Origin of the sequence: Corynebacterium felinum, assembly GCF_030408755.1 — a bacterium.
Classification (GTDB): Bacteria; Actinomycetota; Actinomycetes; order Mycobacteriales; family Mycobacteriaceae; genus Corynebacterium; species Corynebacterium felinum.
In genome coordinates this window covers 843697-869954 of record NZ_CP047209.1, presented here as the reverse complement: position 1 = coordinate 869954, position 26258 = coordinate 843697, and the positions used below count along the sequence as shown (strand labels likewise).

Genomic DNA, 26258 nt, shown 5'->3' with positions numbered 1-26258 from the left:
TATGGGCGTTAGGAGGAGAAATTCTTGTGCGGTTCTTGCACAAGCGACGGCACCGCAGACAGCAGCATCTTGGTGTAATCGTCGTGGGCGTTGCGGAAGATATCATCGGTGGATTGCTCCTCAACAACCTTGCCCTTATACATCACCGCAATGCGGTCGGAGATAAAGCGCACAGTATTAATATCGTGGGAGATAAACACCAAACCCAGACCCAACTTATCTTTCAGCTCGGTGAGTAGGTTCAGCACCTGCGCACGCACCGACACGTCGAGCGCAGAAGTAGGCTCATCGGCGATGATCACATCCGGTTCGAGAACCAGCGCACGCGCGATTGCCACGCGTTGGCGCTGACCGCCGGAGATTTGGCGCGGGAGCACATCGAGTGCCGATTGGGGCAGGCCCACCAGATCAAGGAGTTCTTTGACTCGGTTTATGCGGCTTTCCGGGGTGCCGATTCCATGCACGCGCAAAGGGTCAGTCAAAGCGTCGCGCACAATCATGCGGGGATTGAGGGCGGTGGCGGGATCTTGGAAAACCACCGACACTGCGCGACCGATTTCTTTGCGGCCTGCGGCGTTAAATTTCGCCGGCTCGCCACGGAAGAGCACGTCGCCTTCGGTGGGTTTTTGCAGGCCCACCATCACCCTAGCGGTGGTGGATTTACCGCAACCGGATTCGCCCACAATACCGAGTGTTTTGCCCTTGAATACTTTCATGGACACATCGTTGACGGCATGGACTTTATCGGGACGAAACAGCTTGCCCGTGCGGGAGGTGTGCACCACGTGCACGTTTTTCAACTCGATGACGGGAACAGAGTCGTGTGAAGTCATGTCTACTCCTTAGTTATCTTTCTGCTCCGAGGTCTTTGTGAACTCTGGTAGTTCGGCATACCAGTGCTGTGGCCCCACCTCGACCATGACCGGTCGGGTATCCAAACCGATAGTTGGGTGCGAGGAACGTGGTGCAAAGCGGTCGCCGGTGACAAATTCGCGTGGTGAAGGAACGGTACCTGGCACTTGGTGGAGGTGGCCGGCTCCAGATTCGATCGACAAAACTGCGCCCAACAAACCTTGGGTGTATTCGTGGGTGGGGTTGATCATCAGCTCAGGGGTAGGTGCCTGCTCCACAATCTGGCCTGCGTACATCACAGTCACGCGGTGCGACACCGAGGCCACCAGGGCGAGGTCGTGGGAGACGAAGACCATGGCGAATCCCAGCTTTTGCTGCAGCTCGTGGAGCAGATCAATTACCTGCTTTTGCACGGTCACATCCAAAGCGGTGGTCGGTTCGTCGGCAATAACCAGCTTCGGGTCGCGGGTCAAGGCCATGGCGATCAACACGCGCTGACGCTGACCACCGGACAGCTCGTGCGGGTAAGACTTTAAGGTGCGAACCGGGTCCAAGCCAACCAGTTCCAGCAGCTCTTCAGCGGTACGGGTGCCGCCACGTTTGGTTAGCTGAGCAATCTGGGAGGAGATCAGCATGGAAGGGTTGAGGGAGCTGAGCGCATCCTGGTAGATCATGGCGATTTCGTGACCGCGCAGCGCATTATGTTCCTTATGCCCCATGCCCACAAGATTTTTACCTTCAAACAAAATCTCGCCGGTGATCTCAGCGGTGTCGGGCAACAGACCCATCACTGCCATGGAAGTAATGGACTTACCGCAGCCGGACTCACCCACCAGCCCCATGGTTTCACCAGGGCGCACTGAGAAGGAGACATTATCGACAATGGCCACATCGCCGTGCGCAGCAGGGAATTTAATGGTCAGGTTGCGCACATCCAACAGTGGGGGCTGTGCAGCTTGGTCTGGGCTGAGCACCAAACGATCATTGCGAGCCAGCTCTGAGGTACGCAGTGCTAAAAGACGCTCGTTTAAGGAGTCCTTCTGCCGGGTGTGAGCAGCAACGATCTTGTCGTTGGCGCGCTCGGTCTCCTCCGCCGTAGCCTGAGCGGCCTTGGCGTTCACCCGTGCACGCGGTGCGGCAAGCGCGTCGGTCAGCCCCTCGCTGAGCACGTTCAGCGACAGGGTGGTGATGAGGATCATCAAGCCGGGGAAGAAGGTGGGCCACCAGTATCCGGCGGTCAACAGCTGCTTGCCGTCAGCGAGGATATTACCCCAGGAGGGATTCGGTGGCTGCACACCAGCCTGAATAAACGACAGGGAGGCTTCCAGCACGATGGCGTCTGCAACCAGCACTGTGGCAAAAACCATGATGGGGGCAATGCAGTTGCGGGCAACGTGCTTGAACAGGATCCACCAGGTTCGAGCGCCCATGACCTTGGTGGCTGAGACGTAGTCTTCACCGAATTGGGAGAGCACGTTGGCGCGCACGATGCGCGAAAGCTGTGGGATATAGAGGAATCCGATGGCGAAGACGATCACGCCGATAGACTTGCCCAAAGCGGCAACGAACACGGCAACGAGTGCGATGCCGGGGAAGGACATGATGATGTCGAGCACGCGCATGAGGACTTCGGAAACAACCTTGCCTGCGGTAGCAGCGATCGAACCGAGCACTGCGGCGATCACCAGTGCCATGGCGGTCGACAGCAGGCCGATGGCCAGTGAGTAGCGGGCGCCGTAGGCGACGCGGGCGAAGATGTCACGGCCGGTGGCGTCTGTGCCGAACCAGAAAACGGAGTCGGGTTCAACAACGGGCCTGGTGGCGGCGTCGGCACGCTCTGCGCCGACAATGTCGGACTCGAAGGGCAGCGAGGTGGCTAGGGGGTCGAATTTCGCAATCAGTGGGGCGAAGACTGCCATGAGTATGACAAGTAGCAGCACGCCAATGGCGATGCGGGAGCCGATGGGCAGTCGGGATTTGTTCAACCGGAGTCCGGGAACGCTGAGCTTTTCAGTCATCTTCTTGCGAATCATTAGACGCTCCTAATGCGCGGGTTGACCAAGACGTAGAGGAGGTCAACGACGATGTTGATGAGGATAAAGGCGATCGAGACGGTCAAGGTGACGCCTTGAACGAGGTAGACATCGTTGCGGGTCACGCCGTCGAGAATGAGCTGGCCCATGGCTTGGATGTTGAAGATGATCTCAATGATCACTGCGCCACCCATCAGGTAGCCCACGCGCAGACCAAGCACGGTAATCGGGGTGATCAGGGCGTTGCGCAGCACGTTGCGCCCAATCACGATGTGCTTCGGGATACCTGCGCCAATTGCGGTGCGCACGTAATCTTTATCGAGCTCTTCAACCATGGCGGTGCGCACAACGCGGGTCAGCGATCCGGCTACGGGCACGGCAAGGGCGAAGGAGGGCAGCAACATGTTGTTGATGTAGGTGCCGGGGTCTTGGGTGAAGGGAACCCAGGAGTTAATCAGTGCGGGGAACCAGCCGGTACCAGAGGGCACGGTGCCGAATGCTTGGATGAGCAAGATAGCCAACCAGAAGGAGGGAGTTGCCAGCGCTGCAATCGATAGCACGCGGATGAACTGGTCGGGCCAACCGTCGCGGTAGAGTGCTGCGATGACGCCGAGGACGAATGAGATGCAGACTGCGATGATCAAACCGACGAAGGTCAGTTGCAGGGTGATCGGGAAGGCGTAGGCAACGAGTTCGGTCACTGAGGTGTTGCCTTTGGATGTTCCGAGATCAAGGCGTAACAGTCCGAGCAGGAAGTGCCCGTAGCGAATCAGCATGGGCAGATTAAGGCCGTGTTCTTCGCGGTAGGCTTCGAGCGCGTCTTCGCTGGCGGCTTCACCGAGTGCGAGTCGAGCGGGGTCGACTGGGGAGAAAGACATGACGAAGAAGACGAGGAAGGTCACGCCCAAGATCATGATGGGTAGTGCTACTAGCCTTCGACCGATGAGTCGGATGAGATTTGACACAGCAGGGATGCTCCTTTCACAAGAAACGAAGCTTAAATGAGGTGTTTTTTAAAAAAGTATTTGTGCTATCTATTAGCCGCACTGTCGCAGGTCATACGCTTTTCGACGGCGGGGTAAACGTTTTATGAAATTGTGCGCACTCCTCCCCTCCCCTAGTGTGCACAAGCGAATTGAAGGCGTGCCAGGCGGAGGGAAGGGTGGAAAGTGTGGAAATGAAAGTGAAAAACCGCGGGGTGTTCAGCTAGGACTTCGCACTGTGTGGAAAGGAGGTGTGAAGTCTTAGCTGATTGGGTCCACTAGCAGGAAACTAGAAGCCCCGCCCCGCGGAAATCTATTGTTTTCTCCTGGTTAAAGGAAGAGTGTTACTTCAGTCCAACATCAACAAAGGACAGGCCGGTCAGCGAGATCGGCTCGAAGCCGTCAAGCGCATCGGCGTTCCATGCAGATGGGCTCTTGCGGTGGAACAGTGGGTACAAAGGCACCTCATCGGAGATGAGATCGAAAATCTCGTGCCAGAGTGCTTCCTGATCCTTGCCTTCTGCCTCGGATGCCTTGCCCAGCAGCTCCTGAACCTTGTTGTAGGAATCGGTGCCCTTCCAGTGCATACGGCCATCGGTCCAGGTATCACCTGCGTACCACCAGCGCAGCAGAAGGTCGGCGTCGGCACCGAAGACGGATGGGTCACCAGGGGCGATCACAACATCCCAGGAGTTGTCCTCGGCGATCTGGGTGTAGAGGTCAGAAGACTTCATTTCGGTGAAGTTGACCTTCACGCCTGCAGCTTCCACCGATTCCTTGATAATGGCGGTGCAAGGACGAACCCAGTCGTGGTCGGTGACCAGCATCTTGATTTCCTTCAGGCCGGTCTCAGCGAAGTATTCTGCTGCTTTAGCTGCATCGAGCGCGTAAACGGTGGAAGCCTTCTTGTAGGCTTCATGGTTTTCTTGCACGAAGCAGGTTGCTGGCGATGCCTGGTTCGACATGCCTGTCTTGATCACCTTGTCCATGTCGATGGAGTACAAGATGCCCTGGCGGTTCTTCAATTCCTTCATGGAGGAGTTCTCACCATTGTTGAACATGGCGAACAGCAGACCGAAGCCCTGAACGGATTCGACGTTCGCTGAGCCCTTGACCTGATCGATGGACAGGTACGGAACAGAGTCGATGGCCAAAACGGACTTGGATTCGATGGCGTTGGTGCGGGTTGCCGCATCTGGGAGGATCTTCCAGATCATCTTCTCAGCCTTGGCTGGGACTGGGCCGTTGTAGTCGGCGAACTTATCAAAGATCACCGTCGAGGTTGCTGCACCGTTGTCGATCATCTTCCATGGGCCGGTACCCACTGGGTTCGCATCGAAGGCCTTAGCATCAGCTTCAACAGCGGCCTTTGGAACAATCTTGACCACTGCTAGGCGTTCTTTGATCAGGGAGAATGGGTGGTTCAGAGTGAATGCGACAGTGGTCTCGTCCTTGGCTTCAACCTTTTCAATGAAAGGAATGAAGGAAGCGTACAAAGACTTATTGTCTGGGTTGAGCACGCGCTCGAAGGAGAAGACTACGTCTTCAGCGGTGACCTTTTCACCGTTGTGGAAGACTGCACCATCGCGCAGCTTGACCTCGACGTTGGTGCCATCGACCGTTGGCTCACCTGCGGCCAGTGCCGCGTAAACGGTGCGGTCTGGGGTTGGCTTGATCTCGTAGAGACCTTCCAAGGTGTGCCAGTTAGCGGCAACAGTCAGCGCCGAAGTGGTGGTCATTGGATCGTAGCCGTTGGTGCCGAGTTCGTAGGAGATACCTGCGGTGATCTCGGTTGCGCCGGATCCAGCAGAATCCTTAGCGGCGGTGCCCCCAGCTGGTGCGGACTCATCCTTGGAGCCACACGCGCTGACAGTGGCGGAAATACCTGCAGCAGCAGCGAACACGCCGGCCATCTTCAAAAAGCCGCGGCGGTTCATTCCTTCAGCGGTATTCGTCATGTTCCAACCTCCTAAGAGTTGAGTTGTCGGACGTCTGATGTCTGAATGTGAGTGTACTAAACAACTCTGCTTTATAACAATGGAGCTACGTCACAGACGTCCTCTTCAGTAATGCGGGTTACAACACAGCATCCCAAAAACTTACGATACTGCAGGTAGCACTAGGTTTGCCAAATACCCCAAGCCCACACCAAATACCCCCTACCCCCACCCCCAAGACTCAGGGCGGCACCATCAAACACTGTGGATGCAAACATTTCGGACACATCCAAAGCCCGAATTAACCTCCAGTTATTCCATCACCCAGCACACTTAACAGTGCCTTCCCCCCTTGTGAAAGACAGCCACCACCCAACCTTGTGTACCCCCATGAATCACATCAGCAGCACACCATAAGCAAAACCCACAGCATAAAGCCCGTGATTTTTCTCATCACCGACTTTGTGCTGTGGGTTTTTCATAACGCTTGACACTCTCAGCCAAGCAGTACAGGAACTTTTAGCGCAAGCCCATCTTCGCAGTACACGCAGGCCACGCGCCCCAACCCTGCACTTTTTGCACACGCTGAGCTACTGCGATCTGCTCTTCACGTGTGGCCATATGCGCCATCGGGGCGAACTCGCCACCACCGAAACCAAGCCAGGTCGACGGCGTAAACTGCAAGCCACCGTAGAAACCATTACCGGTGTTAATCGACCAGTTGCCACCAGCCTCACACTGCGCGAGAGTATCCCAGACAGAACCACCAGCAACGGCAGGTACTGTTGACACCTTCGTACCGCGGGAAATCTTGGCAGGAACCGAAGGAGTAATAACCTCTTCGCGAATAATCTCATTCGATTCCTCAAGGCCATTCACCTTCACCAGCTTGCGGGTGACATTGCGCTGGCCAACCACGCCTTCAGCCTCAACCTTTTCCAGCCCCTGAAGCAGCTGTGGATCTTCGGAGATAATAGGCTCAGCCTGGTAATCCTCCACTGCGGCAATCTCTTCTACCGTCACGCGATCCACCTGGATCTTCGTGTTGTGGGAAATAGTCTCATCAAGAGCAGGGAAAACGCGGTCATGCTCCCCCAGTTCCAGCCCGCGGGCGCTTAAAACATCAGCCACGGTGTTCGCGGCGATCGAAAAGTGGGCGACCTTTCCGGCGTCGGCAAGCGAAATGATCTTCGGAGTGGTGACTTGGATGCTTTCGCCATTTTCAGCAAGCTTCGCAGTTGCCGGCTTGCTCAAGCTCAGCGCCTTCACCGCGGAATCCACACCATCCATCTGCTCCACCAATTCCCCCACGGTGGTTGCATTCGTCTTGATGGTTTCCTTCTTGCCATCGACCACAACGGCCACATTCTTCGCCGTGCGCACCGAAATATACTCATCATCGGTGATTTTCTGGCTAGGCGCAGGGGCAACAATATCCTCAGCAGAAACGCTAATGCCCGCCTGCTTCAGCGCCGCATCAACGGAACCCGCCAAAGTAGTGATCTGGCGAGTTTCACCGTTGACATCAATAGTGACATCCTTGGTGTTTTGCACAACCCAGACACCGCCGACAGCGACCGTGGCAACCACGCCACCAAATGCGAGACGCGCCGGAATTGAACGCGCTGGATTCACGCTGTTAATTCGAGATTTCTGATGGATACCCATTCGCAATACCTCACTACTTCATGCCACTACCGAGTGCGAAAGCCACGACGTGGACAGTGGAAGCTTTCGAAAATGTTTAGCCGAGAATTTCTTTCACGGATCTAGCGCTCCTTATCCCTACCCCAACAGTCATGACCAGCCCGTGCCCCGGATATCACCGCCTCGCGCGGGATCTGGAACAAGTCACTGGTTTCGCCTGTGAGAATAGGAAGAAAAAGCCCAGCAAAAATGTCAACAAATATAACAATACGGTAACAATAGGCTTGTTGTCGAGTAAACGTGTAACGCTGTGATTATTTTCAGCACCAACCCATCGCCTCATCAGTCACAATTTTCACACGCGTTAACAGCAGTGTCGCGTCCTGCCGCATTTTTGAGTGAACTAACTCACGCAAGACCATAGATGCGATCAAAATTACGGCTGACACATTCAGCAAAATCCTCCACTTTTACCCCGCGAACGTCAGCAATCACCTGTGCCGTGTGACCAATCAACGCCGACTCATTACGCGCACCCCGATACGGCTCCGGCGTCATATACGGTGCATCCGTCTCAATCACAATCTGCTCAATCGGGGCAGCTTTCGCAATAGCACGCAGCTCATCATTACGCTTAAACGTCACATTGCCAGCAAAACTCAACACATAGCCGCGTTCAAGCGCAACATCAGCCACCGCCCATGGGGAGGAAAAACAGTGCAAAATCGTCTCCACAGGACGCGGCGCATCACCAAGCACCCGCAGCAAATCCTCATCCGCTTCCCGGTTGTGAATCATCAACGCCTTACCCGACTCGCAGGCAAGATCAATATGCCACCGCAACGCCTCCTCCTGCACATCAAGCGCGGCAGTGTTGTGAGGATCGTGCTTAATCCAATACGTATCCAACCCCGTTTCACCAATAGCAACACAGTTCGGATCACAGGCCATCGCCCGCAAGTGCGCGCGCGCATCCTCATCAAGCTCATGCGCACGAGTGGGGTGAATAGCACAGGCCGCAAACACATCTTGATGTCCAGTCGCAGCTTCCAGCGCTAACTGCGCCTCCGCCAACCCATCGCCGACCGTACACACGCGACGAACCCCAGCCGTGCGGGCGCGATCCATCAGTGCTGCAACCTCCTCCGCCGTGCGCGCACCACAACTAGCAAGGTGCGTGTGCGCATCTGTCAGATTCGGAATAAAGGCCGCAGGAACGGGCGTGGGACGAGGCTTTTTCTTCGACATACTCACACACTCTATCGATGAGAAGACACCACACCAAAGCACCCCTTGATACAGCATGCACCCACAGCAGGTTCGCACCTGCACCCAAGCCCAAAAGTACAGTTCAGAGACTGTTTCGCAGCTACTCCTACAAACCGGCCCATCGCCCCCGCAGACAACACTCGACCTTTTCGCACGAAAGCGTGCCCAATACCCCCTTCACAAGCCTCAAGGTCGAGTAAGCAGGGCTAGTGTTTTCATGCCCGCTGCACTCTCCGCCCGCACGGTAGGGGACTATTAAAGAAAACACCGATTTTTTTCCTACAGGAAGGTGCTCGCAGCGCCAGAATCAAAAGCCTATTTATACGCGCGGGTTGATTCAACCTAACTCTTAGAGTTTCAGCACAGAAGGTAAAAATTGACCTGCGGTTTTACTGTTAGCACTTGCTCTATCTCTAACTGATAGTTCTGTGAGCACTCGGCTCAGCTGGGGCTTCAATAAGGCTGGCGAATCGGATGTGCGGGAAGACTAGGGGAAGGCTGCGGGGAGGGATTATGGGATTAGGAGCCAATCAGCATGTAACGGCTGTGCCGTGAACCTACTCCCCACCCCGCCTCTTCCACCCATAGCACTGGGTCAAAGCACAGAAAAACGGCAGCACATCTAGTGTTCTACTGTGCTGCCGTTAGCATTCGAAGTACTACTGGCTAGTAACAGGTGCCCAGGCTGGGCCGGTCTGGGCAAGCTCTGGGTCAAGTTTGGCAATCAGTGGCTTCGGCTTGCTCAAAGGCGTACCTGGAACCACATCCACACGAGCCCATGTTGCCTGCTGGGCAGTGTAATCACCGGTGATAATTGGGTAGCTGCTTCCCGGCTCGGGAATACCCACGCCTACTGGTTCAACCGGCATGTCGTCGCTGACGTCCACCACAGTTGGGGTGGCCGCCCAGATGCCTTCGCGCCCTAAGGTTTCATGCACCGACTGGGCAATATGCGGCAGGTATGGGGTTAACAACACATTGATGTCGGACACAACCTGCATGGCCGTCCACAGCACAGTGGCCAAGCGGGTGGTCGCGGACTCGTCCTTCGCCAGCTTCCACGGTTCCATCTCAGCAATATAAGCATTAGCTTCGCCCACCACATGCATGGCGTGAGTAATGCCCTGCTTGAAGCGCGAATGCGCCAATGCATCGCCAACGATATCGAAAGCCTCGGCAGCCAGCGCCAGAATCTTTTCATCAGCAGGCTCCAGTGGACCAGGAGTAGGTACGGCACCAAAATTCTTGTGCGCCATCGACACGGTGCGGTTGACCAAGTTGCCCCAGCCATTAGCCAGCTCGTTATTCACGCGGCGAACAAATTCATCCCAGGTGAAATCGGTGTCGTTGTTTTCCGGCCCTGCCACTGCGATGAAATAGCGCAGCGGATCAGCGCCGAACTCGGCCAGGAAATCCTTCACGTAGATCACAACGCCCTTAGAGGAGGAGAATTTCGAGCCCGACATGGTCAAAAATTCCGAGGACACAACCTCAGTAGGCAAGTTGAGTTCACCAAATTCGTGAACATCCCCGCCCTTAGCGCCCTTACCTTGGTAGCCCAAAAGCTCCGCCGGCCAGATCTGGGAGTGGAACGTGATGTTATCTTTACCCATGAAGTAGTACGACTTCGCCTCAGGGTTAGTCCACCACTGCTTCCACGCATCAGGACTCCCAGTGCGCCACGCCCATTCAATAGAGGCAGACAGGTATCCAATCACCGCGTCGAACCACACATACAGCTTCTTCGAAGGATTATCCTCCCAGCCCTCCACCGGGATTGGGATACCCCAGTCGATATCACGGCTCATGGCGCGTGGGCGCAAATCCTCCAACAAATTCAAGGAGAACTTCAACACATTCGGGCGCCAATCTTCGCGCTGCTTCAGCCACTCCCCCAACGCTTCAGCAAGCGCAGACAGATCCAACAAGAAGTGTTCAGTCTCAATGAACTTCGGGGTTTCACCATTGATCTTCGACACTGGGTTGATCAGATCCGCAGGATCAAGCTGGTTACCGCAGTTATCGCACTGGTCGCCGCGGGCACCATCAGCACCACACAGTGGGCAGGTACCCTCAATATAGCGGTCTGGCAACGTGCGACCAGTCGAAGGAGACACCGCACCAAAGGTGGTTTCCTTAATCATGTAGCCGTTTTCATACAAACCCTTAAAAAGTTCCTGAACAACAGCGTAGTGATTCCGCGTAGTAGTGCGGGTAAACAAGTCATAGCTCAGACCCAAACCGGCCAGATCTTCCACAATCTGGCGGTTATAACGATCAGCCAATTCCTTAACCGAAATACCCTCTTTATCAGCCTGCACCAGAAGCGGAGTTCCGTGCTCGTCGGTGCCCGAAATCATCAACACATTCGCACCCGACATTCGCTGGTAGCGGGCGAAAACATCTGAGGGGACACCAAAACCGGCCACATGTCCGATGTGACGCGGCCCGTTGGCATAAGGCCAAGCAACAGAAACGAGCACATTATTCATAAGTTCATACCCTATCACGTGCAGCTAAGGCCCCATCATAGAGTTCCTTTTTGCTCACCTTGTGCTCATCCGCCAACTGTGCACACACAGCTTTCAGGCGCTCGCCCGCCTCCACGCGCTGCACAGCCTCGGCAATCAACTCAGTTACATCCGTCACTTCTTTGCGCACCACGCCCTCAATCACGCAGCTAATCTCACCCTTAAGGCCACCTGCGGCCCAGTCGGCAAGCTCAGCTAAAGTACCCCGCTTGATCTCTTCATAGGTTTTAGTCAGCTCCCTAGCCACGGCGGCGCGACGATCAGGGCCGAGCACCTCTACGGCGTCGGCAAGCGTGTCTGCGATGCGGTGTGGGGATTCGAAAAAGCACACGCTGCGTGCTTCGGTGCGCAAAGTTTCGAGCCACGCGATTCGCGCCCCTTTTTTACGGGGTGCGAAACCATCGAAGGCGAATTTGCCCACCGCAAGCCCGGACAGCGCTAACGCTACTGGCACTGCGGACGGCCCTGGGAAGCAGGTAATGTTCACGCCTGCATCGTGTGCGGCTTCGACCAGCGGGAAACCGGGGTCGGACACCAGCGGCATTCCCGCGTCGGTGACAACCACGACTGTTGCGTTGCGCGCTAGTTCGATCAGTTGAGCCACGCGCGATGCTTCGTTGTGATCAAAGTTGGAGATAATGGTGCCGCGAATCTCTACCCCCAGCGCTTGGGCGAGGTTGCGGGTGCGGCGGGTGTCTTCCGCGGCAATGTAGTCGGCTTCTGCCAGCGCCTGCATGAGTCGCGGCGTTGCGTCCGCAATGTTGCCCAGCGGGGTGGCCGCTAGCACGATGCCGGTCGGGAGTGGGGGAAGTTCCGGCAGTGCTAAGAAATCAACATTCACAAGCTTTCAAGCTCCTTAAAAAAATTTTTATGCTCGCTTATCCCTTTGTACGTTACCGTGACACAGCACGAAGGCGTCGATTCGCACCCTGTGCAGATGCTTATCGACGCCGTTACATGCTTGTGGCGATTGTGCGGTTTACTTCACGCGGTCTTTCTTTTTACCCAGCCGCTTTTTCGTTTTCGTCCGCTCCTTTTTCACATGTTCGAGGTGCAGGCGTCGTTCACGGGCAAGCCTGGTGGCAAATCGCTGCTGCTCGCGGTAGTCAAGGTAGATTTCATCGTTGCGTAAATCCTTGATGAGGGCGAACATCAGCATAAAAATCACGATCAGGAATGGCGATGCGGCGATAATTGTGATGTTTTGCAGGTTCGACAGGACATCATCCCCACCAGTGATCAGCATGGTCATGCCGATCAACGCCACCAACATACCCCAGGCGGCGGAGACGTATTTGTTCGCGTCAGTCTGACCGTTCTGGCTCATCGAGCCCATCACTGTGGCAGCGGAATCAGCGGATGTAATAAAGAACGTGGCCAACAGCAGCACCGCAACGATACCCACGATTTGCCCACCGGGCAGGGTGTGAAGCAGATCAAAGAGCTGGTTTTCTGGCTTACCCTCACCGAAAATCGACTGTCCGGCTTGCTCTAAGTGGATTGCGGTTCCGCCGAAGATGGCAAACCACACCACGGAGACTGCCGATGGAACCAACATCACGCCAATGAGGAATTCCCGAATCGTGCGACCGCGAGAAATACGCGCGAGGAACATACCCACGAAAGGTGACCAGGAAATCCACCAAGCCCAATAGAAGATTGTCCAACCGCCCAACCATTCACCGGCAGAACCATCCGCCGACTCGGCGGTGCGCCCAATCATTTCAAAGAAATTCGACAAATAGGCGCCCAGTGAACCAGGCAGGAAATTCAAAATGGTGACGGTCGGGCCCAAAACGAACACGAAGAGGGCAATAAACGCAGCCAAAATCATATTGGCGTTAGATACGTACTGAATTCCCTTGCCCACACCCGACATTGCGGAGATCAAAAACGCGAGAGTCAAAATGGAGACGATCACGATAATGGTCGACATTTGAGGCGACTCAATAATCCCTGCGGCTTTCAAACCTGCACTAATTTGCGTCGCACCTACGCCCAACGAGCAGGCGGTACCGAAAATCGTGGCAATAATGGCCAAAATATCAATGATGCGCCCCGGCCACCCCTTGGCACCATACTCACCAAACAGTGGGGTGAATGCGGCGCTGAGCAGCTGTCGACGCCCCAAACGGAAGGTCGAGTAGGCGATCGCGAGACCAAAAATTCCATAAATTGCCCACGGGTGCAGCGTCCAGTGCAGCAATGTCGACGACATCGCTTTACCCACGTTCTGCGCCTCATAGCCTGGCACGCCGCTGCGATAGTGGCTCAACGGCTCGGATACGCCGTAGAACATCAAACCAATGCCCATGCCGGCGGCGAACATCATCGCAATCCAGCTGACAGTGGAAAACTCAGGCGCTTCATCGTTTCGCCCCAGTTTGATGTGGCCAAACTTACTAAACGCCACCACAATGGCGAACACTAAAAACACAGTGGTGCCGAGGATAAAAGCCCAGCCAAAATCTTCAATCACTGTGGTTAAGGCCGTTTTAGCGAAGCTGGAAAAACTATCCGCCCCAAGTAAACCCCAGGCGACGACGGCGGCCACGATGCTAAACGCTGGGATGGAGACTTTCCAGTCAATGGTGGCTTCTTCATCTTCACCTTCGAAGACTATCTCTTCATCCGGTTTTAACACCTGCTCTTCGATCACTGCGGTGCCTTCAAGCATTTGGGCTAATTCTTGAGTTGCGGTCGGCACTTCATGCACCCCCGCCGCCATTTCCCCCTCGGTGGATACACCAGCACAAGATTCAGAATATTCACTACTTTCTGCGTTTGCCGTCATTGCCCCCAACCCCTGCCTATGCTGCGCATGTGTTGTACCATCCCCCTTGGCTGGCTCAGGCACACACGGAACCGAATTTATTGATTTTTCCATATATCCACCGTGCGTCATACTTTGTGGTTTCTGCAACAATACTGCCTCCAACCCAGGTCTAAAACCCGCGTATACAGGCAAATGTTACCCACTTGTGATGCGCGAAAATCCGCAGGCACCACCTACTACACGAGACGATCGATAACCAAAACATCACAATCTCATAACGATTAGCGCTGCTGCAGCGTGCTACGCCTGCGTGCGACTATCCGGCGTCGAAAAGCGACAGCCCCTAAAATAGACAAGGTGAGTATCAGCACACCTTATAGTCCGACGTTCGCGGCCCCGCCGAAACCTCGCCTGCGCCGCCACCATTGGAGCAGGACAGACACCATTACAAGCGTTGTCATCTTCTGCTGGGCACTGATCACCCGCTTCGTCGGGCTGAGCACTGCGCACGTGCACAACACCCCCGTTTTTGATGAAAAGCACTACGCGCCTCAAGCGTGGGACATCGTCAACAGCTGGATCAACCCCCTGCTTGGGGGCATTGAGTCGAATCCCGGCTACGGGCTTGTTGTTCACCCGCCGCTCGCGAAACAGCTTCAGGCTTTGGGCGAAATGATCTTCGGATACACCCCGCTGGGGTGGCGTTTTGTCGCCGCTTTATTTGGTGCGGTGCTCGTTGTGCTGATCATGGATATAGCTAGGCAGCTGAGTCGTTCGACTTTTGTTGCCTCCGCTGCGGGTATCTTGGCGCTTTTCGACGGCGTTTTGCTGATCACGAGCCGTTACGGAATGCTCGATATCTTCCAAACCTTCTTTATTACTGCCGCCTGCTGGGCTTTGGTGCGCGACTGGCTACAGGTGTCATCGCTGATGACAAATACCGGTACGAGCCGCTTGGGTCCCCGGGTAGGGTATCGCTGGTGGCGTTTTACAGCCGGTATTTTCCTCGGTTTAGCGTTGTCGGTGAAATGGTCTGGCCTGTATTACATGGCGTTTTTCGGTGTTGTGTGTGTGATTTTAGATATTCGTACCCGCCACCGCGCAGGCGTTGCCTCACCTATTTATGGTGCGCTTGTTCGCGATGCCTTCAAGGCTTTTACCCACCTGGTTATTGTGCCCGTGTTGATCTATGTTTACAGTTGGCGGGCGTGGTTTGCGACCGAAACCGCAGTGTATCGCCATGCTGCTGTGGATGGAACGATCGATTCCAACTCCTTGCTTCACTTACTGCCTGAGAGTGTAGCTGGCTGGTTTTATTATCACTCAAGTGTGTTGAAGTTCCATGCTTCGCTCACTACTTCAGCGGGCCATGACCATCCTTTTGATTCCAAGCCATGGGAATGGCTTATTGGTGGCAAGCCGATTCTTTATTATTCCGCGAATGATCTGCACTGCCTGGGCACATCGTGTACCCGCATGATTTATCTGTTTGGCACCCCTGCTTTATGGTGGCTGACTGTTCCCCTGCTTGCATGGGCGTTGTGGCGTTGGCTTATTCAGCATGAGTGGACGCTTGCGCTGCCTGTCACGTGTTTCTTGGCGGGTATTGTGCCGTGGATGATTGGCTATGACCGCCAAATGTATTTCTTCTATGCTGCACCTTTAGCCCCCATGCTTATCGTTTTCGCAGCACTGCTTTTAGGAACAATTCTTAACCGCTACAAAAATAAAGGCATCTGGATCGTGTGTGGCTATCTGGGCTTAGTGGTTGCACAATTTGTGTACTTCTCCCCCATTTTGTACGGATACTCGGTACCCACCACCGTTTATAACTCGTTGATGTGGTTCGACTACTGGCGTTAAAATACGTCTGCAGTAATGCTTGAAAAAGTGTTTTCCCTTTGATTAAAAACACCTGCACTTAAAAAATATTGTGGCAAGGAGCACTGTTTTCCCAACGCATATGCCAAATAGTAATCTCACTGCCACTAAGAGCGCGTGGCAGTGAGATTACTCAAAAGCACTGGGCATGTAGAAATTCACTCCGTGTTTATGCTGGGGTGGTGTTTTGGGCTGCGCTGTATTCTTTGGCGGCACGAGAGCCGAGCACCACTTGCGCGCCGGCGAGTGCGAGAATACAACACACGCCTGCCAGAATGAACATAGCAAGCGTATCATCTGATGCGCGGGTAAAAGCTAAAATAGCAACGCCAATACCTTGAAGGAAAGTAACAGCTGCCATCGCATAATACAACTTCCACACCCGCTGGTTTGCCGCACGGAACGCTTCCTCACTTGCCATCGTGGCGGGCGTGCGCAGCCCAGCCCACCAATTCCTTTTCAAGCCAGTGCGTGACGCATGGCCGATATACGCTATCACCACACCAGCGACAATCATATTTGCAGCAACGAAATAAAACACAACCAACCTCCCAGCCGCTTGCTGTGCGCCCAATCACACAAAGATGTTTTGCCCCAGAATACATAACAAACACAATGGCAATCAAGAGCGCAAGCCCCCACACACCCCGAGGGTAAAGAGGGTGGCACCACGACGTCGACACGCGCAAAGACACGACGACCGTGCAAGCAAAGCGCGGCAATGTTAGCGCAACGACTTCAAACCAAACTCAATCAGCGCCCACCCCTTATCGCTGAGCCAGCACCACAACAGCACAACCACCGAAACAGCAAGCAACACCAGCTGAATCAACGAATCAAAACTCAGCTCACCGAGCACAATCTCACGCACAGCGAAACCAAAACTAAACATCCACAACGCGCCATACAATGGCAATAACCCCGACACAATCCGGGTCTGCCAAGCCGCAAACAACAAGCCGAAACCTAAAGCACAACGCATCGCGGCAGCCTCAACCAACAACCGGGAAAAAACAGGCTCCCACTCGCCCACCCCAGAAACACCCAACAGCGAAGTCGCCCACAAAACCCACATCACGCCCACAAGCACCATACCCACGCGCGAAAAAGCCACACCCAAGGCGCGAGACGCAGCCTGCTTCCGCCACGTCGGCTCCACCCCCGCAATAATCACATCCGACAAATCAGGGATAGCATCCGGGCGTGCCTCACTTAAATTCATGCGCCGGTTTAAAAACGCAGCCTGCTCATAAAAAGCGCGACACTGAACACACGCCTCAAGGTGTGCGTCAATAACATCATCCTCTAAAGGAGCAGGTTCGCCATCGAGGCGGGCAGAAAGGGCAGCTTGTATGCGGTCACAACTGATCATTACGAGTGAGTATCCAATCGACGCTGGCGCGTCCCGATCCGAACACCACGATCATCAACAACGAGAAAATGATCAACATGACATATTCGAACCCGCCATTGTGGATAAAAAATCCTGAATTAAGATGAACAAAATAAAAAGCGGCAAGCATCAAAAGAGCAAGAGCACCCGCGATAAAAGTCGTTAACAAACCAACAACAAGCAGCGCCCCACCCAAAAGCTCCGAAAAAGCGGCAAGATAGGCAGAAAGCTTAGGTTGGGGAATTCTCATTGCGGAGAACTGTCCGGTAGTTTCGGTAATTCCAACAAGAAAAAGCTTCTGGAAACCGTGCGCTACAAAAATAATCCCTAAAACCGTGCGAAACACGAATAGGGCAATGTCTCTCATGATGGGTTTGTCCATATATTAGCTCACTCGTCGGGTGGCCATTTCCGTGTGGTTGTGGCCAGTAGGGTTGAGATAATCATTGATATCAACAGTGTCGAGAACAGTGAAATCAGGCGATTCATCATCGATCTCAAGCACAATCGCACCAGGTCGGCGCAGGCGACTCGGGATACCCAATTGGGTGTCATGAATATTACGAACTCCCAAACGGGCGCGGCGAAGCTGCTGGATACGACGATGGCGAAGCGCATTCTCCGCTTTCACCTGAGTACGCAACGCATACAGGTAGGTTGCGCTCAAAGCCACAACCACACCAGTCACAGCCCAGTACACACCGCCGAGCATCGTACTGACACCAAGGGCAAGAATCAGTACACACGCCAAGCCCACGAGTGTGCGCTGGCGACGCTTCTGCCTGCTCAGCGCACGCGCACGGTCAGCATCCGGGTCGTAGCCGCCGCGGCCACGACGGTGCGCAATATAGGCGAGTTCTTCCTCAGTGAGCTCCTCGCTGGTGTTGTCCAGCGTATCGACGTCGTCCTCACCCTCATCTGCATCCGCAACCGCAGTATCGGGGTAGAGCAAATCTTCCGGATCAATATAGGACGTATCAAGCGTGTAGTGGGTTTCGTCGTCCAGATCCTCAGAATCACCCTCATCCGCAACATCGGCCTCAACGATCAACGTATCGTCAAGATCCTCCTGATCCAACTGCTCATCGCAGTCATCGTCGTAGTGCAGCGTGGAATCCTCATCAACCAAGGAATCCTCCTCCGCCGGTAGCCCACCTGTGGCAGTTGCCTGCGCAGGGCTGAGCTTCAGGCGACGGCGTCGCCGCACAGGAGCCGAACCACCGGTGTGAATCACGCGTGTTTCGGTCAGTGCTTCGCCAGCTTTGCGAATTGGTTTTTGGGCACGCAAAATCCAAGGTGCGAGAACAAAGATCCACAGCACGACTATTATGATGAGGCCAATGAGTCCGGTCACAGGTGATCGCCCTTTCTACGTAGTCTATTAAGCCTATTGTTACTGGTGGGATTTACCTAATAGGCGCGCCGGTTAGCGGAAGTGTTTTTGAATTTTGCCCGCTGCCATCAATCTGTTCGTGGCGGTCGTAGGATAATCATCGCGGGTAAGGCCTAGCAGTATATGATCACGCCACTGCCCATTAATATGCAGATTTTTCCGCAGATAGCCCTCCTGCTTAAAGCCATTAGCCATGAGCACTTTATTACTTGCATGATTATCCGGCAAATGAGTAGCAGTCAAACGATGCAACCCCACGCGGGCAAAGGCATGATCAATACCCAACGCGCAGGCAGCCGTTGCCACTCCCTTGCCGGTATGCGCGGAAAACACCCAATAACCAATCCACGCGTCTGAAACAGTGCCGTGTTGAATATTGCCAATCGTCAATTGGCCGGCGAATTCACCATTCAGCTCAATCACAAAAGGCAAAAGATGCCCAGCATATGCACTTTGCCGCAGGTTAATATACATTTCCCGCCACGCCTGCATGCTGTGGGCTTTCTCCCAATACGTTCCCACCGTAGGTTCAACAGGTTGAAGATGATGCTGGTCATAGATACGCATTTCCGACCACAAATCACCATCGTTTTTCTCTAACGGGCGCAGTCGCAACCGTTGATTGCGTACGGTGATCGTGGGGGTATATTCCAGCCAGCCCGGGTGGTGCGGGTGCCGTGGACCTAGCGCGGGTTGTGCGCGATGAAAAAGCCGAAACATTAGCTTTGCTGGTTTAAAAAGAGCACTTCAACTACGTCGCCCGGCCGAATTTCGGTGACGTTGGCCGGAATTTTGATCATCGCATTGGCGTCGGAAAGCCCTGCAAGAAGGTGCGCCGGAGCCCCGTTCGCACCGCCAAGGCCCTCCACAAGATAATCCTGGGTTTGCGCATCCCGCATCAGCCGCGCCCGAATATAACCGCGCCTGCCCATCTTGCTACCCACGTGATTCAGCGCACGCGCCCGCACCGTGCGTCGCTGCGCGCTCCGCTTGCCCAAACTCAACCGCACAAGGGGGCGGATAAGAACCTCAAAAATCACCAACGCGCTCACCGGGTTGGCGGGCAGCAAAAACACAGGGGTTTGGCTGTCGCCCAGCAAACCGAAACCTTGAACGCTGCCTGGGTGCATGGCAACACGGGTGGTGTCGATCTCACCGAGTTCGTTGAGCACTTCCCGAATAGAGTCGGAACCGGAACCGCCCACCGCACCCGCAATCACAATGATTTCGCTGCGCAGCATCTGCGATTCAATGATCTCCCGCAAACGTCGCGGCTCACCAGCGGCGATACCCACACGGTGCACGTCCGCGCCCGCATCGCGGCCTGCGGCAGCCAAGGAGTAGGAGTTCACGTCAAGGATTTGGCCAAGCGAAGGATCACGGTCGATATCAACCAGCTCATGTCCGACCGAAATAATCGACATCCGCGGGCGAGGATACACCAACACTTTCGCCCGCCCGACAGCAGCGAGCAAACCGATATGAGCTGGTGAAAGGATCGCCCCTTCGGAGACAGCCACATCACCTGGGCGAATGTCGTCGCCTTGTTTACGCACAAACTCGCCGCTGCGCACAGGGCGTAGTGCGGTCATGCGTTTGCGTCCGCGATCAGTCCACGCGAGCGGGATGACGGCGTCGGAAAGCGTAGGTAAGGGTGCACCAGTGTGCACCCTGACTGCTTGTTTCGGCTGGAGCCGCAATGGGCGTCCACTGCCGGCGGCAACTTCACCGACAACGGGCAGAGACACTTCGCTGGGCTTATCGACGGGTTGCCTCGGGTCGCGCCCAAGCCCGCGCTCACCCCCAACATCGACTGCGCGGACGGCATAGCCGTCGATAGCGGCTTGGTCGAAGCCTGGCAGCGGTCGGGTTGCTTGGACTTCTTCGGCGCACATGAGCCCGAGCGCTTCGGCAATGGCGATGCGTACAGGCTCAGGTGTCATCGCCGCTTGGGTGATGAGGGCTAACTGTTCCTCAACTGAGCGCACAGTAAATGTCCTTTGATGTTTTTTAGGCGCCGTGCTCTTCGATGATCTCTCGTAGCACTTTCTTCAGATGCGGGCCGTAGGTGGGATGGGCGAGGCCGAAGTCCACAACGGCAGGAATGTATCCGCCGGGGTTGCCAAGATCATGGCGCTTGCCCTCGTGGACAAGGATGTGGACTGGGTGGCCTTCTTCAATGAGTAATGCTACCGCATCGGTGAGTTGTAATTCGCCACCCGCACCCGGAGTGATGCGCTTCAAAGCATCAAAGATCGCTCGATCCAGCAGGTAGCGGCCGGTGGCAACAAAAGTGGAAGGCGCGGATTCGGCATCTGGTTTTTCCACCATGCCACGGACTTTTTTCACACGGTACTCGCCGTTGTAATCAGCTTCTTCAATATCGAATACGCCGTAGTTGTACACGTCTTCTTGAGGTACGTCGAATGCACACAGCACACTTCCACCGAGCTCATTGCGTACTTCCACCATTTTTTCCACCACGCCGGTGGGCAATACGAGATCATCGGGGAGCATGACTGCAACAACATCTTCATCGTCGTCGAGTACAGCTTCAGCAAGGCCAACAGCATGACCTAGTCCTAGAGGTTTTTCCTGTTCAACGGCAACTGGGGCGGGTAGTTGGGACGCGCGACGCACTTTGGCTAGTTGCTCTTCTTTACCCCTGGCACCCAGTAGTTCTTCGAGTTCTGGGAAGGAATCAAAGTGCGCGAGCACTTCTTGTTTCTTTGGCGCGGTGATGATCGCCAAGCGGGTTGCCCCAAGTTGGGCTGCTTCCTCGGCTATGAGCTCGATACCTGGGGTGTCGACAACAGGGAGGAGCTCCTTCGGTACAGTTTTGGTTGCTGGCAGGAATCGCGTGCCCATGCCAGCAGCGGGAACGATTACCGTTTTAACCTGAGTCGAAGAAGATGAAGAGGGCTTAGTCATGAATACAGTTTAAACCGCAACATCACAGACCCACACCCCAACACCCTTAGCCATGAGCTGATATTTTTCTTAATAATGAACAAAGATAATCCAAAAAAATCCCTGCGTAAACAGCTGATTCAGGATCGAACACACCTCAACCCACTCTTAAAAGAGGGAATGGACGAGCAGATTTGTCAGCTGTTGATTTCTCTTATCAAACAAAAAGACTGGCTTAGAGTAGCAGCTTTTGTGCCTAGCCCCACCGAGCCCGGCTGTGGCATGGTCGCCGCCTTAAGCTCGATCACGGATCAACTATGGTTACCCACGTGCCTCCCCCACTACACCCTCGGTTGGGGGCAATACACGGACGAAAGCTCCCTTAGCCCCGGCGCCTACGGTTTACTTGAGCCTAGATATGTGACCGACGATAAGGATATTCTTCACACACTTGATGCAATCATCGTTCCCGCCGTCGCCATGAATATCCACGGCGGACGTTTGGGCAAGGGGGCGGGCTTTTACGACAGGGCATTAGAAGGCTGCACCACCCCCACGGTCGGGGTGGTCTATGAGCACGAAGTACGTGAAATTCCCATGGAAGATCACGACATGCGCTGCGATTTCATTGTGACCAATCACTGCATTCGCACCTGCACGCAGCCACTCCCACCTACATCCAAGTAAGCATAGCTTATTCACGCTATGCGCTCACCTTTTCTTCTGCTGGCAACCACGCACGAGCACAAGCTCAGACTCGAAAGTGTTGCTTTACTCGGACAGATGTTGGGGCAGTTGGGAACGCAATCGCCAAAAATCCAGTCTTATATAGTATGAGACTATTTTCTTTCCCCAGCGTTGTTCGTCAGCCAGGTATCGTGCGCACCTATGCTTTACGACGCCTCATCGCCATCAGCTTTATCCTTCTGGCCCTCGCGCTGCTCCTGCACGATGTCCACCAACCGGTCAATCAGGTGTACGTTTATCGAAATTCTCTTGAGGCGGGGGCACGGATCACCGCAGCGGATGTGGAATTAAAAACTGTGCCTAGCGATATGGTGCCGGATAATTCACTACGAAATTCTCAGGAAATCACAGGCAGAATTGTCGCTGTTGCCCGCCGCCCTGGAGTGGTTGCTACTGAGAGCGATTTCGTCAATATTCGTCTCGACGGGCATTCTGTGGCGCACACCATAAAAAATTCTTCCGGTGAGCAACTAAATATGATACCCATTACGCTTGCCGATCCCGCGCTCGCCGCTTTTATCGCACCAGGTGATGAAGTAAGCGTGGTTTCCCACGATAAAAATTCACTGGAACCGATAACCATTGCCACAGGTGGGAGGGTTGTTTTCGCGGCTAATTCCACCCACGACATACCGATTTTGCAGCCCGGTTCGGTGCTTATTTCCCTACCTGAGTCGGCCGCGCATGCGGTGGCCGCTGCGGCGCTGCATCAGCCATTGACTGTGGTGGTCACGGGGGCGCGAGCACAATAAAAAATTATCCAACAATAGCTTTAGGGTATAATTGGGACCACTGTGTCGAGAAGGCTGCAATTGTTTTCTTCGCAGCTTTCGCTCACTCCCCTATTCTAAGAAGGAAGTATTTATTATGTTGAAAGGTTTCAAGGATTTTATCCTTCGCGGCAATGTTATTGAACTAGCCGTCGCCGTTGTTATCGGTACTGCATTCACCGCTATCGTTACCGCTTTCACCGACCACCTGATTAACCCACTGATCGCATCTGTTGGTGGCGCAGATGTTTCCGGCCTTGGTTTCCACATCATTTCCGGTAACGACGCTACCTTCTTGGACTTCGGCGCAGTGATCACCGCAGCTATCAACTTCATCATTGTTGCGGCAGTCGTCTACTTCATCCTGATCATGCCAATGAACAAGGTCAACGAGGCGTTGGCTGCACGCAAGGCTGTTGATGAGCCAGAAGAGGAAGAGAAGGCACCAATTGAGGTTGAGCTTCTTTCCGAGATCCGCGACCTGCTCAAGCAGAACAAGATCTAGTCTTTGTCTTACTCTCGCACCTATTCGCAGGTCGCTCTCACCGATCTGTGAATAGGCGTAAGAAGTGTTGATGATCAGCACACCACACCTCCTTCCACACAGTGTTCGCACTTCACATCGCGACTAGCACTGAATGTGCAAGGAGGTGTTTTCTATTTTGCCCCGTGGTGTGGGGGCTTTTGTTCTTCATAAAAGTCACGACTAAAACCGCGTTCTTCACGTTCTGCTGAATTGTGAAACAGCAGGGTGGTTGGTCGATCGGCTTCACGATCGTAGTCGTGGGCGTCGCTTAGGCGAACGAATCGGCGTCGAGGCACAGTTAGTGCACCTCAGCTTGGCGAAGTTGATCCACCAAGTGGTGAACGAGTGGGGTGAGGGTGGCCATTCCGTCGCGGATGGCGGCGCGTGAACTAGCGAGGTTGACCACCACGGTGGAGCCGGAAACACCAGAGATGCCGCGGGACGTGCAGGCATCGACCGATCCGCAGGCAAGCCCAGAGGAGCGCAGTGCTTGGGCAATACCCGGTACTGCCTGGTCGAGCATGTCGCGAGTCGCTTCAGGGGTGTGATCCCGCGGACCTACACCGGTGCCACCGATGGTGACTACGAGGTCTGCACCACCGATAACACCGGCTTCGATACCGTTGCGAATTTGGGAGTGCTCGGCAGGCACACGAAGGATTCCATCTACAACGAAGCCGCCTTCGTTGAGAAGTTCCGCCATGAGCCGATCGGTGTTGTCGTGTGGCTCAGGGTCGATATCGGTGACCAGTACAACGAGTGCGCGTCGGGGCGCGATGATGTCTGCTTCAGCCTCTTGGGTGCGGAAGAACTCTGGGTCGGGCTCGCCAATGTCGTTGAGTTTTTCTGTCGCCTGAGACAGTCCGAGAACTTCGTTGGAATCCTGCATTGTTGCCTCCTAGCGCAAGGGAGAATAGATCGTACATTTTCGTTGCCGAAAATGTCTGAGTGAGGTTAAGTATTTCTCCCCAATCTACTCGTTCGTCAGCGTGACCACTACCTCTCGTTCATTTTCACCCCGCTGATTGGTGACTTTCAGGGTGATTTCCTGCCCAAAGTCCGAGGAGCGCACCCCCGCAATTAAGGCGTCGGCGCTATCAATGAGCCGGTTGCCGAGCGCAACAATCACATCACCGGGTTTCAGGCCTGCGTCATCGCCTGGCCCGCCTGGAGTGACATCTGCAACGAGAGCGCCGCTGACCTTGGCGTTGCTTGCCAGCTGAATGCCGATCATGGGCTGTTTCGCTTCACCGCGTTCGATGAGTTGCTGTGCTACGCGTTTCGCGAAGTTGGCGGGGATTGCGAAACCAAGGCCAATCGATCCTGCGCTTTCATTGACGGTATTCAGGGAAGCGATCATGGAGTTGACACCGATCTGGTTTCCGTTCATGTCCACCAGCGGTCCGCCGGAGTTACCGGGGTTGATTGCGGCGTCGGTCTGGATGGCGTCGATAAGCGATGACTGTCCAACATCGTTGCCGCGCGCACGCACAGGGCGGTTCAACGCGGAGACAATACCGCTGGTCACGGTGGCAGAAAGCCCCAGTGGGGAGCCGATTGCGACGACTTCCTGGCCGACTGCAAGCTGGCTGGAGTCGCCGAAATTCATCACCGGCAGGTCGACCGCATCGCGCATTTTCACCACAGCGACGTCCGTATTGGGATCGCCGGCGATGAAGTCAGCGGTGTAGCGACGACCGTCGTTCAAGCTGACGGTGATGGCAGAGTCTATGCCTGAAGCCATCTCCACAACGTGGTTGTTTGTCAGGACGTAGCCGTCGGAAGAGATGATAGAACCGGAGCCCTCCGACACACCATCGAGGCTGATCACCTTGATCGATACCACTGCAGGCAGGACTCGGGCGGCAACCTCCTGCACTCCCCCTGCCACAGCTTGGGGCGCGGTTCCCTGATTCACCGGCGCGTTAAGGTGATCTAACACACTGCTTTTCGACGCCGTATCCGTGCTGTGTTGATTCACTACGAGCCCAGTCACGGTACCGGATCCAATCGCGGCAACCAGCATTAATGCCATCGCGGGAACTAAACCGATAGTGCGCTTCCGTGGCTGCTCTTCTGCTTGTGGTTGCGGTGGGTTAAAGCTGGCTGCTTGATTGTGTGCCGGTGCTGGTTCTTGCTGGGATGCAAAGGTGCGGGTGGAATAGCCAGCCTGTGCCTGCGTTGTGGGGGTTGGTGTTGGGGGCACTGGTTGTGTGCGCGATGGTTCCTGCACGTGTGACCCAGAGTTATTCTGATAAGGATTGTGGACCCGTTCAAAATCCGTAGTGTTCCACGTCTGAGTAGCAGGTGAAGCCTGGGTAGCGGATAAATCAGGCTGTGCAGGTTGTTCAGGCTGCGTCACTGGTACTTCGTCAGTGCTGAACAAAGAGCCAGCAGGCTTGTCTGCCTGTGGGTGTGGTTGGAGTTCAGGCTGCGATTCATTGGATGAATGTGCAGCTGGTTGAGGGGTTTGGGGGGAGGAAGAACCGTACGTGGAGTTGGTGTGAGGGGTGTTGTGGAGATTGTCATTTTCGTTCATGCACAATATCTTGCCTGCTGCAGATAGAAAGAGACTGGAATGACTCTAAATAATTCCTGTGAATTCTTCGC

Annotated in this window: 23 protein-coding genes; 4 read left to right on the top strand and 19 right to left on the bottom strand. The window is 54.7% G+C overall.

Annotated elements, in window-relative coordinates; all coding sequences use genetic code 11:
- Positions 1-8: 8 nt before the first annotated feature.
- The 9 genes from CFELI_RS03845 to CFELI_RS03805 all read right to left on the bottom strand — a co-directional run bounded on the left by CFELI_RS03845 (position 9) and on the right by CFELI_RS03805 (position 13980).
- Entirely contained in the window at positions 9-833 is an 825-nt protein-coding gene (locus CFELI_RS03845; RefSeq protein WP_277105213.1) for an ABC transporter ATP-binding protein, read from the bottom strand.
- 9 nt (positions 834-842) lie between these two features.
- Entirely contained in the window at positions 843-2882 is a 2040-nt protein-coding gene (locus CFELI_RS03840; protein ID WP_277105246.1) for a dipeptide/oligopeptide/nickel ABC transporter permease/ATP-binding protein, read from the bottom strand.
- A gap of 2 nt (positions 2883-2884) precedes the next feature.
- Positions 2885-3850 (bottom strand): ABC transporter permease, encoded by a 966-nt coding sequence (locus tag CFELI_RS03835; RefSeq protein WP_277105214.1) that lies wholly within the window; start codon positions 3848-3850, stop codon positions 2885-2887.
- A gap of 362 nt (positions 3851-4212) precedes the next feature.
- Positions 4213-5826 carry an ABC transporter substrate-binding protein gene (locus CFELI_RS03830; protein ID WP_277105215.1) on the bottom strand — a complete coding sequence of 538 codons (1614 nt, stop codon included), beginning with the start codon at positions 5824-5826 and terminating at the stop codon, positions 4213-4215.
- Positions 5827-6324: 498 nt separating this feature from the next.
- Positions 6325-7473, bottom strand: coding sequence for a resuscitation-promoting factor (locus tag CFELI_RS03825; protein ID WP_277105216.1), 1149 nt, complete (start codon positions 7471-7473; stop codon positions 6325-6327).
- A 387-nt stretch (positions 7474-7860) separates the two neighbouring features.
- Positions 7861-8700, bottom strand: coding sequence for a TatD family hydrolase (locus CFELI_RS03820; RefSeq protein WP_277105217.1), 840 nt, complete (start codon positions 8698-8700; stop codon positions 7861-7863).
- Positions 8701-9380: 680 nt separating this feature from the next.
- Positions 9381-11213 carry a methionine--tRNA ligase gene (gene metG / locus CFELI_RS03815; protein WP_277105218.1) on the bottom strand — a complete coding sequence of 611 codons (1833 nt, stop codon included), beginning with the start codon at positions 11211-11213 and terminating at the stop codon, positions 9381-9383.
- A 4-nt stretch (positions 11214-11217) separates the two neighbouring features.
- The gene (rsmI, locus tag CFELI_RS03810) at positions 11218-12093 is read right to left on the bottom strand and encodes a 16S rRNA (cytidine(1402)-2'-O)-methyltransferase (RefSeq protein WP_277105219.1); all 876 of its coding nucleotides are present in this window, start codon (positions 12091-12093) and stop codon (positions 11218-11220) included.
- Positions 12094-12231: 138 nt separating this feature from the next.
- Positions 12232-13980, bottom strand: coding sequence for a BCCT family transporter (locus CFELI_RS03805; protein WP_374724766.1), 1749 nt, complete (start codon positions 13978-13980; stop codon positions 12232-12234).
- Positions 13981-14376: 396 nt separating this feature from the next.
- Between CFELI_RS03805 and CFELI_RS03800 the strand changes: the two genes are divergently transcribed.
- Complete coding sequence (locus tag CFELI_RS03800) at positions 14377-15891, top strand: dolichyl-phosphate-mannose--protein mannosyltransferase (protein ID WP_374724765.1); 1515 nt, start codon at positions 14377-14379, stop codon at positions 15889-15891.
- Between the two features lie 187 nt (positions 15892-16078).
- On the opposite strand, the gene CFELI_RS03795 is transcribed toward CFELI_RS03800, so the two are convergent.
- The 7 genes from CFELI_RS03795 to CFELI_RS03765 form a co-directional block, all read right to left on the bottom strand.
- Positions 16079-16450 (bottom strand): SdpI family protein, encoded by a 372-nt coding sequence (locus CFELI_RS03795; RefSeq protein WP_277105221.1) that lies wholly within the window; start codon positions 16448-16450, stop codon positions 16079-16081.
- A 183-nt stretch (positions 16451-16633) separates the two neighbouring features.
- Complete coding sequence (locus tag CFELI_RS03790) at positions 16634-17281, bottom strand: zf-HC2 domain-containing protein (protein ID WP_277105222.1); 648 nt, start codon at positions 17279-17281, stop codon at positions 16634-16636.
- A complete protein-coding gene (locus CFELI_RS03785; protein ID WP_277105223.1) occupies positions 17268-17684 on the bottom strand; it encodes a DoxX family protein in 417 nt (138 codons plus the stop codon). Before CFELI_RS03785 ends, CFELI_RS03790 begins: the two co-directional genes overlap by 14 nt.
- A gap of 3 nt (positions 17685-17687) precedes the next feature.
- A complete protein-coding gene (sepX, locus tag CFELI_RS03780; protein ID WP_277105224.1) occupies positions 17688-18656 on the bottom strand; it encodes a divisome protein SepX/GlpR in 969 nt (322 codons plus the stop codon).
- A gap of 72 nt (positions 18657-18728) precedes the next feature.
- The gene (locus CFELI_RS03775; RefSeq protein WP_277105225.1) at positions 18729-19415 is read right to left on the bottom strand and encodes a GNAT family N-acetyltransferase; all 687 of its coding nucleotides are present in this window, start codon (positions 19413-19415) and stop codon (positions 18729-18731) included.
- Entirely contained in the window at positions 19415-20683 is a 1269-nt protein-coding gene (gene glp, locus CFELI_RS03770; RefSeq protein WP_277105226.1) for a molybdotransferase-like divisome protein Glp, read from the bottom strand. The genes CFELI_RS03775 and glp overlap by 1 nt, the downstream gene beginning before the upstream one ends.
- Before the next feature lie 22 nt (positions 20684-20705).
- Positions 20706-21626, bottom strand: coding sequence for a UTP--glucose-1-phosphate uridylyltransferase (locus CFELI_RS03765; protein WP_277105227.1), 921 nt, complete (start codon positions 21624-21626; stop codon positions 20706-20708).
- A gap of 75 nt (positions 21627-21701) precedes the next feature.
- Here CFELI_RS03765 and CFELI_RS03760 point away from each other — a divergent pair, with 75 nt between their 5' ends.
- The 3 genes from CFELI_RS03760 (at position 21702) to mscL (ending at position 23627) form a co-directional block, all read left to right on the top strand.
- A complete protein-coding gene (locus tag CFELI_RS03760; protein WP_277105228.1) occupies positions 21702-22292 on the top strand; it encodes a 5-formyltetrahydrofolate cyclo-ligase in 591 nt (196 codons plus the stop codon).
- Positions 22293-22438: 146 nt separating this feature from the next.
- Positions 22439-23104: an SAF domain-containing protein gene (locus CFELI_RS03755; protein WP_277105229.1), complete on the top strand. Its 666-nt coding sequence runs from the start codon at positions 22439-22441 to the stop codon at positions 23102-23104.
- Positions 23105-23219: 115 nt separating this feature from the next.
- Positions 23220-23627 (top strand): large conductance mechanosensitive channel protein MscL, encoded by a 408-nt coding sequence (mscL, locus tag CFELI_RS03750; protein WP_277105230.1) that lies wholly within the window; start codon positions 23220-23222, stop codon positions 23625-23627.
- 152 nt (positions 23628-23779) lie between these two features.
- Here mscL and CFELI_RS03745 read toward each other — a convergent pair whose 3' ends face one another.
- The 3 genes from CFELI_RS03745 to CFELI_RS03735 all read right to left on the bottom strand — a co-directional run bounded on the left by CFELI_RS03745 (position 23780) and on the right by CFELI_RS03735 (position 26187).
- A complete protein-coding gene (locus CFELI_RS03745; RefSeq protein WP_277105231.1) occupies positions 23780-23944 on the bottom strand; it encodes a hypothetical protein in 165 nt (54 codons plus the stop codon).
- A 2-nt stretch (positions 23945-23946) separates the two neighbouring features.
- On the bottom strand, positions 23947-24537 hold the full coding sequence (locus tag CFELI_RS03740) for a MogA/MoaB family molybdenum cofactor biosynthesis protein (protein ID WP_277105232.1): 591 nt from the start codon (positions 24535-24537) through the stop codon (positions 23947-23949).
- A gap of 84 nt (positions 24538-24621) precedes the next feature.
- Positions 24622-26187 carry a S1C family serine protease gene (locus CFELI_RS03735; protein ID WP_277105233.1) on the bottom strand — a complete coding sequence of 522 codons (1566 nt, stop codon included), beginning with the start codon at positions 26185-26187 and terminating at the stop codon, positions 24622-24624.
- Positions 26188-26258: the final 71 nt, after the last annotated feature.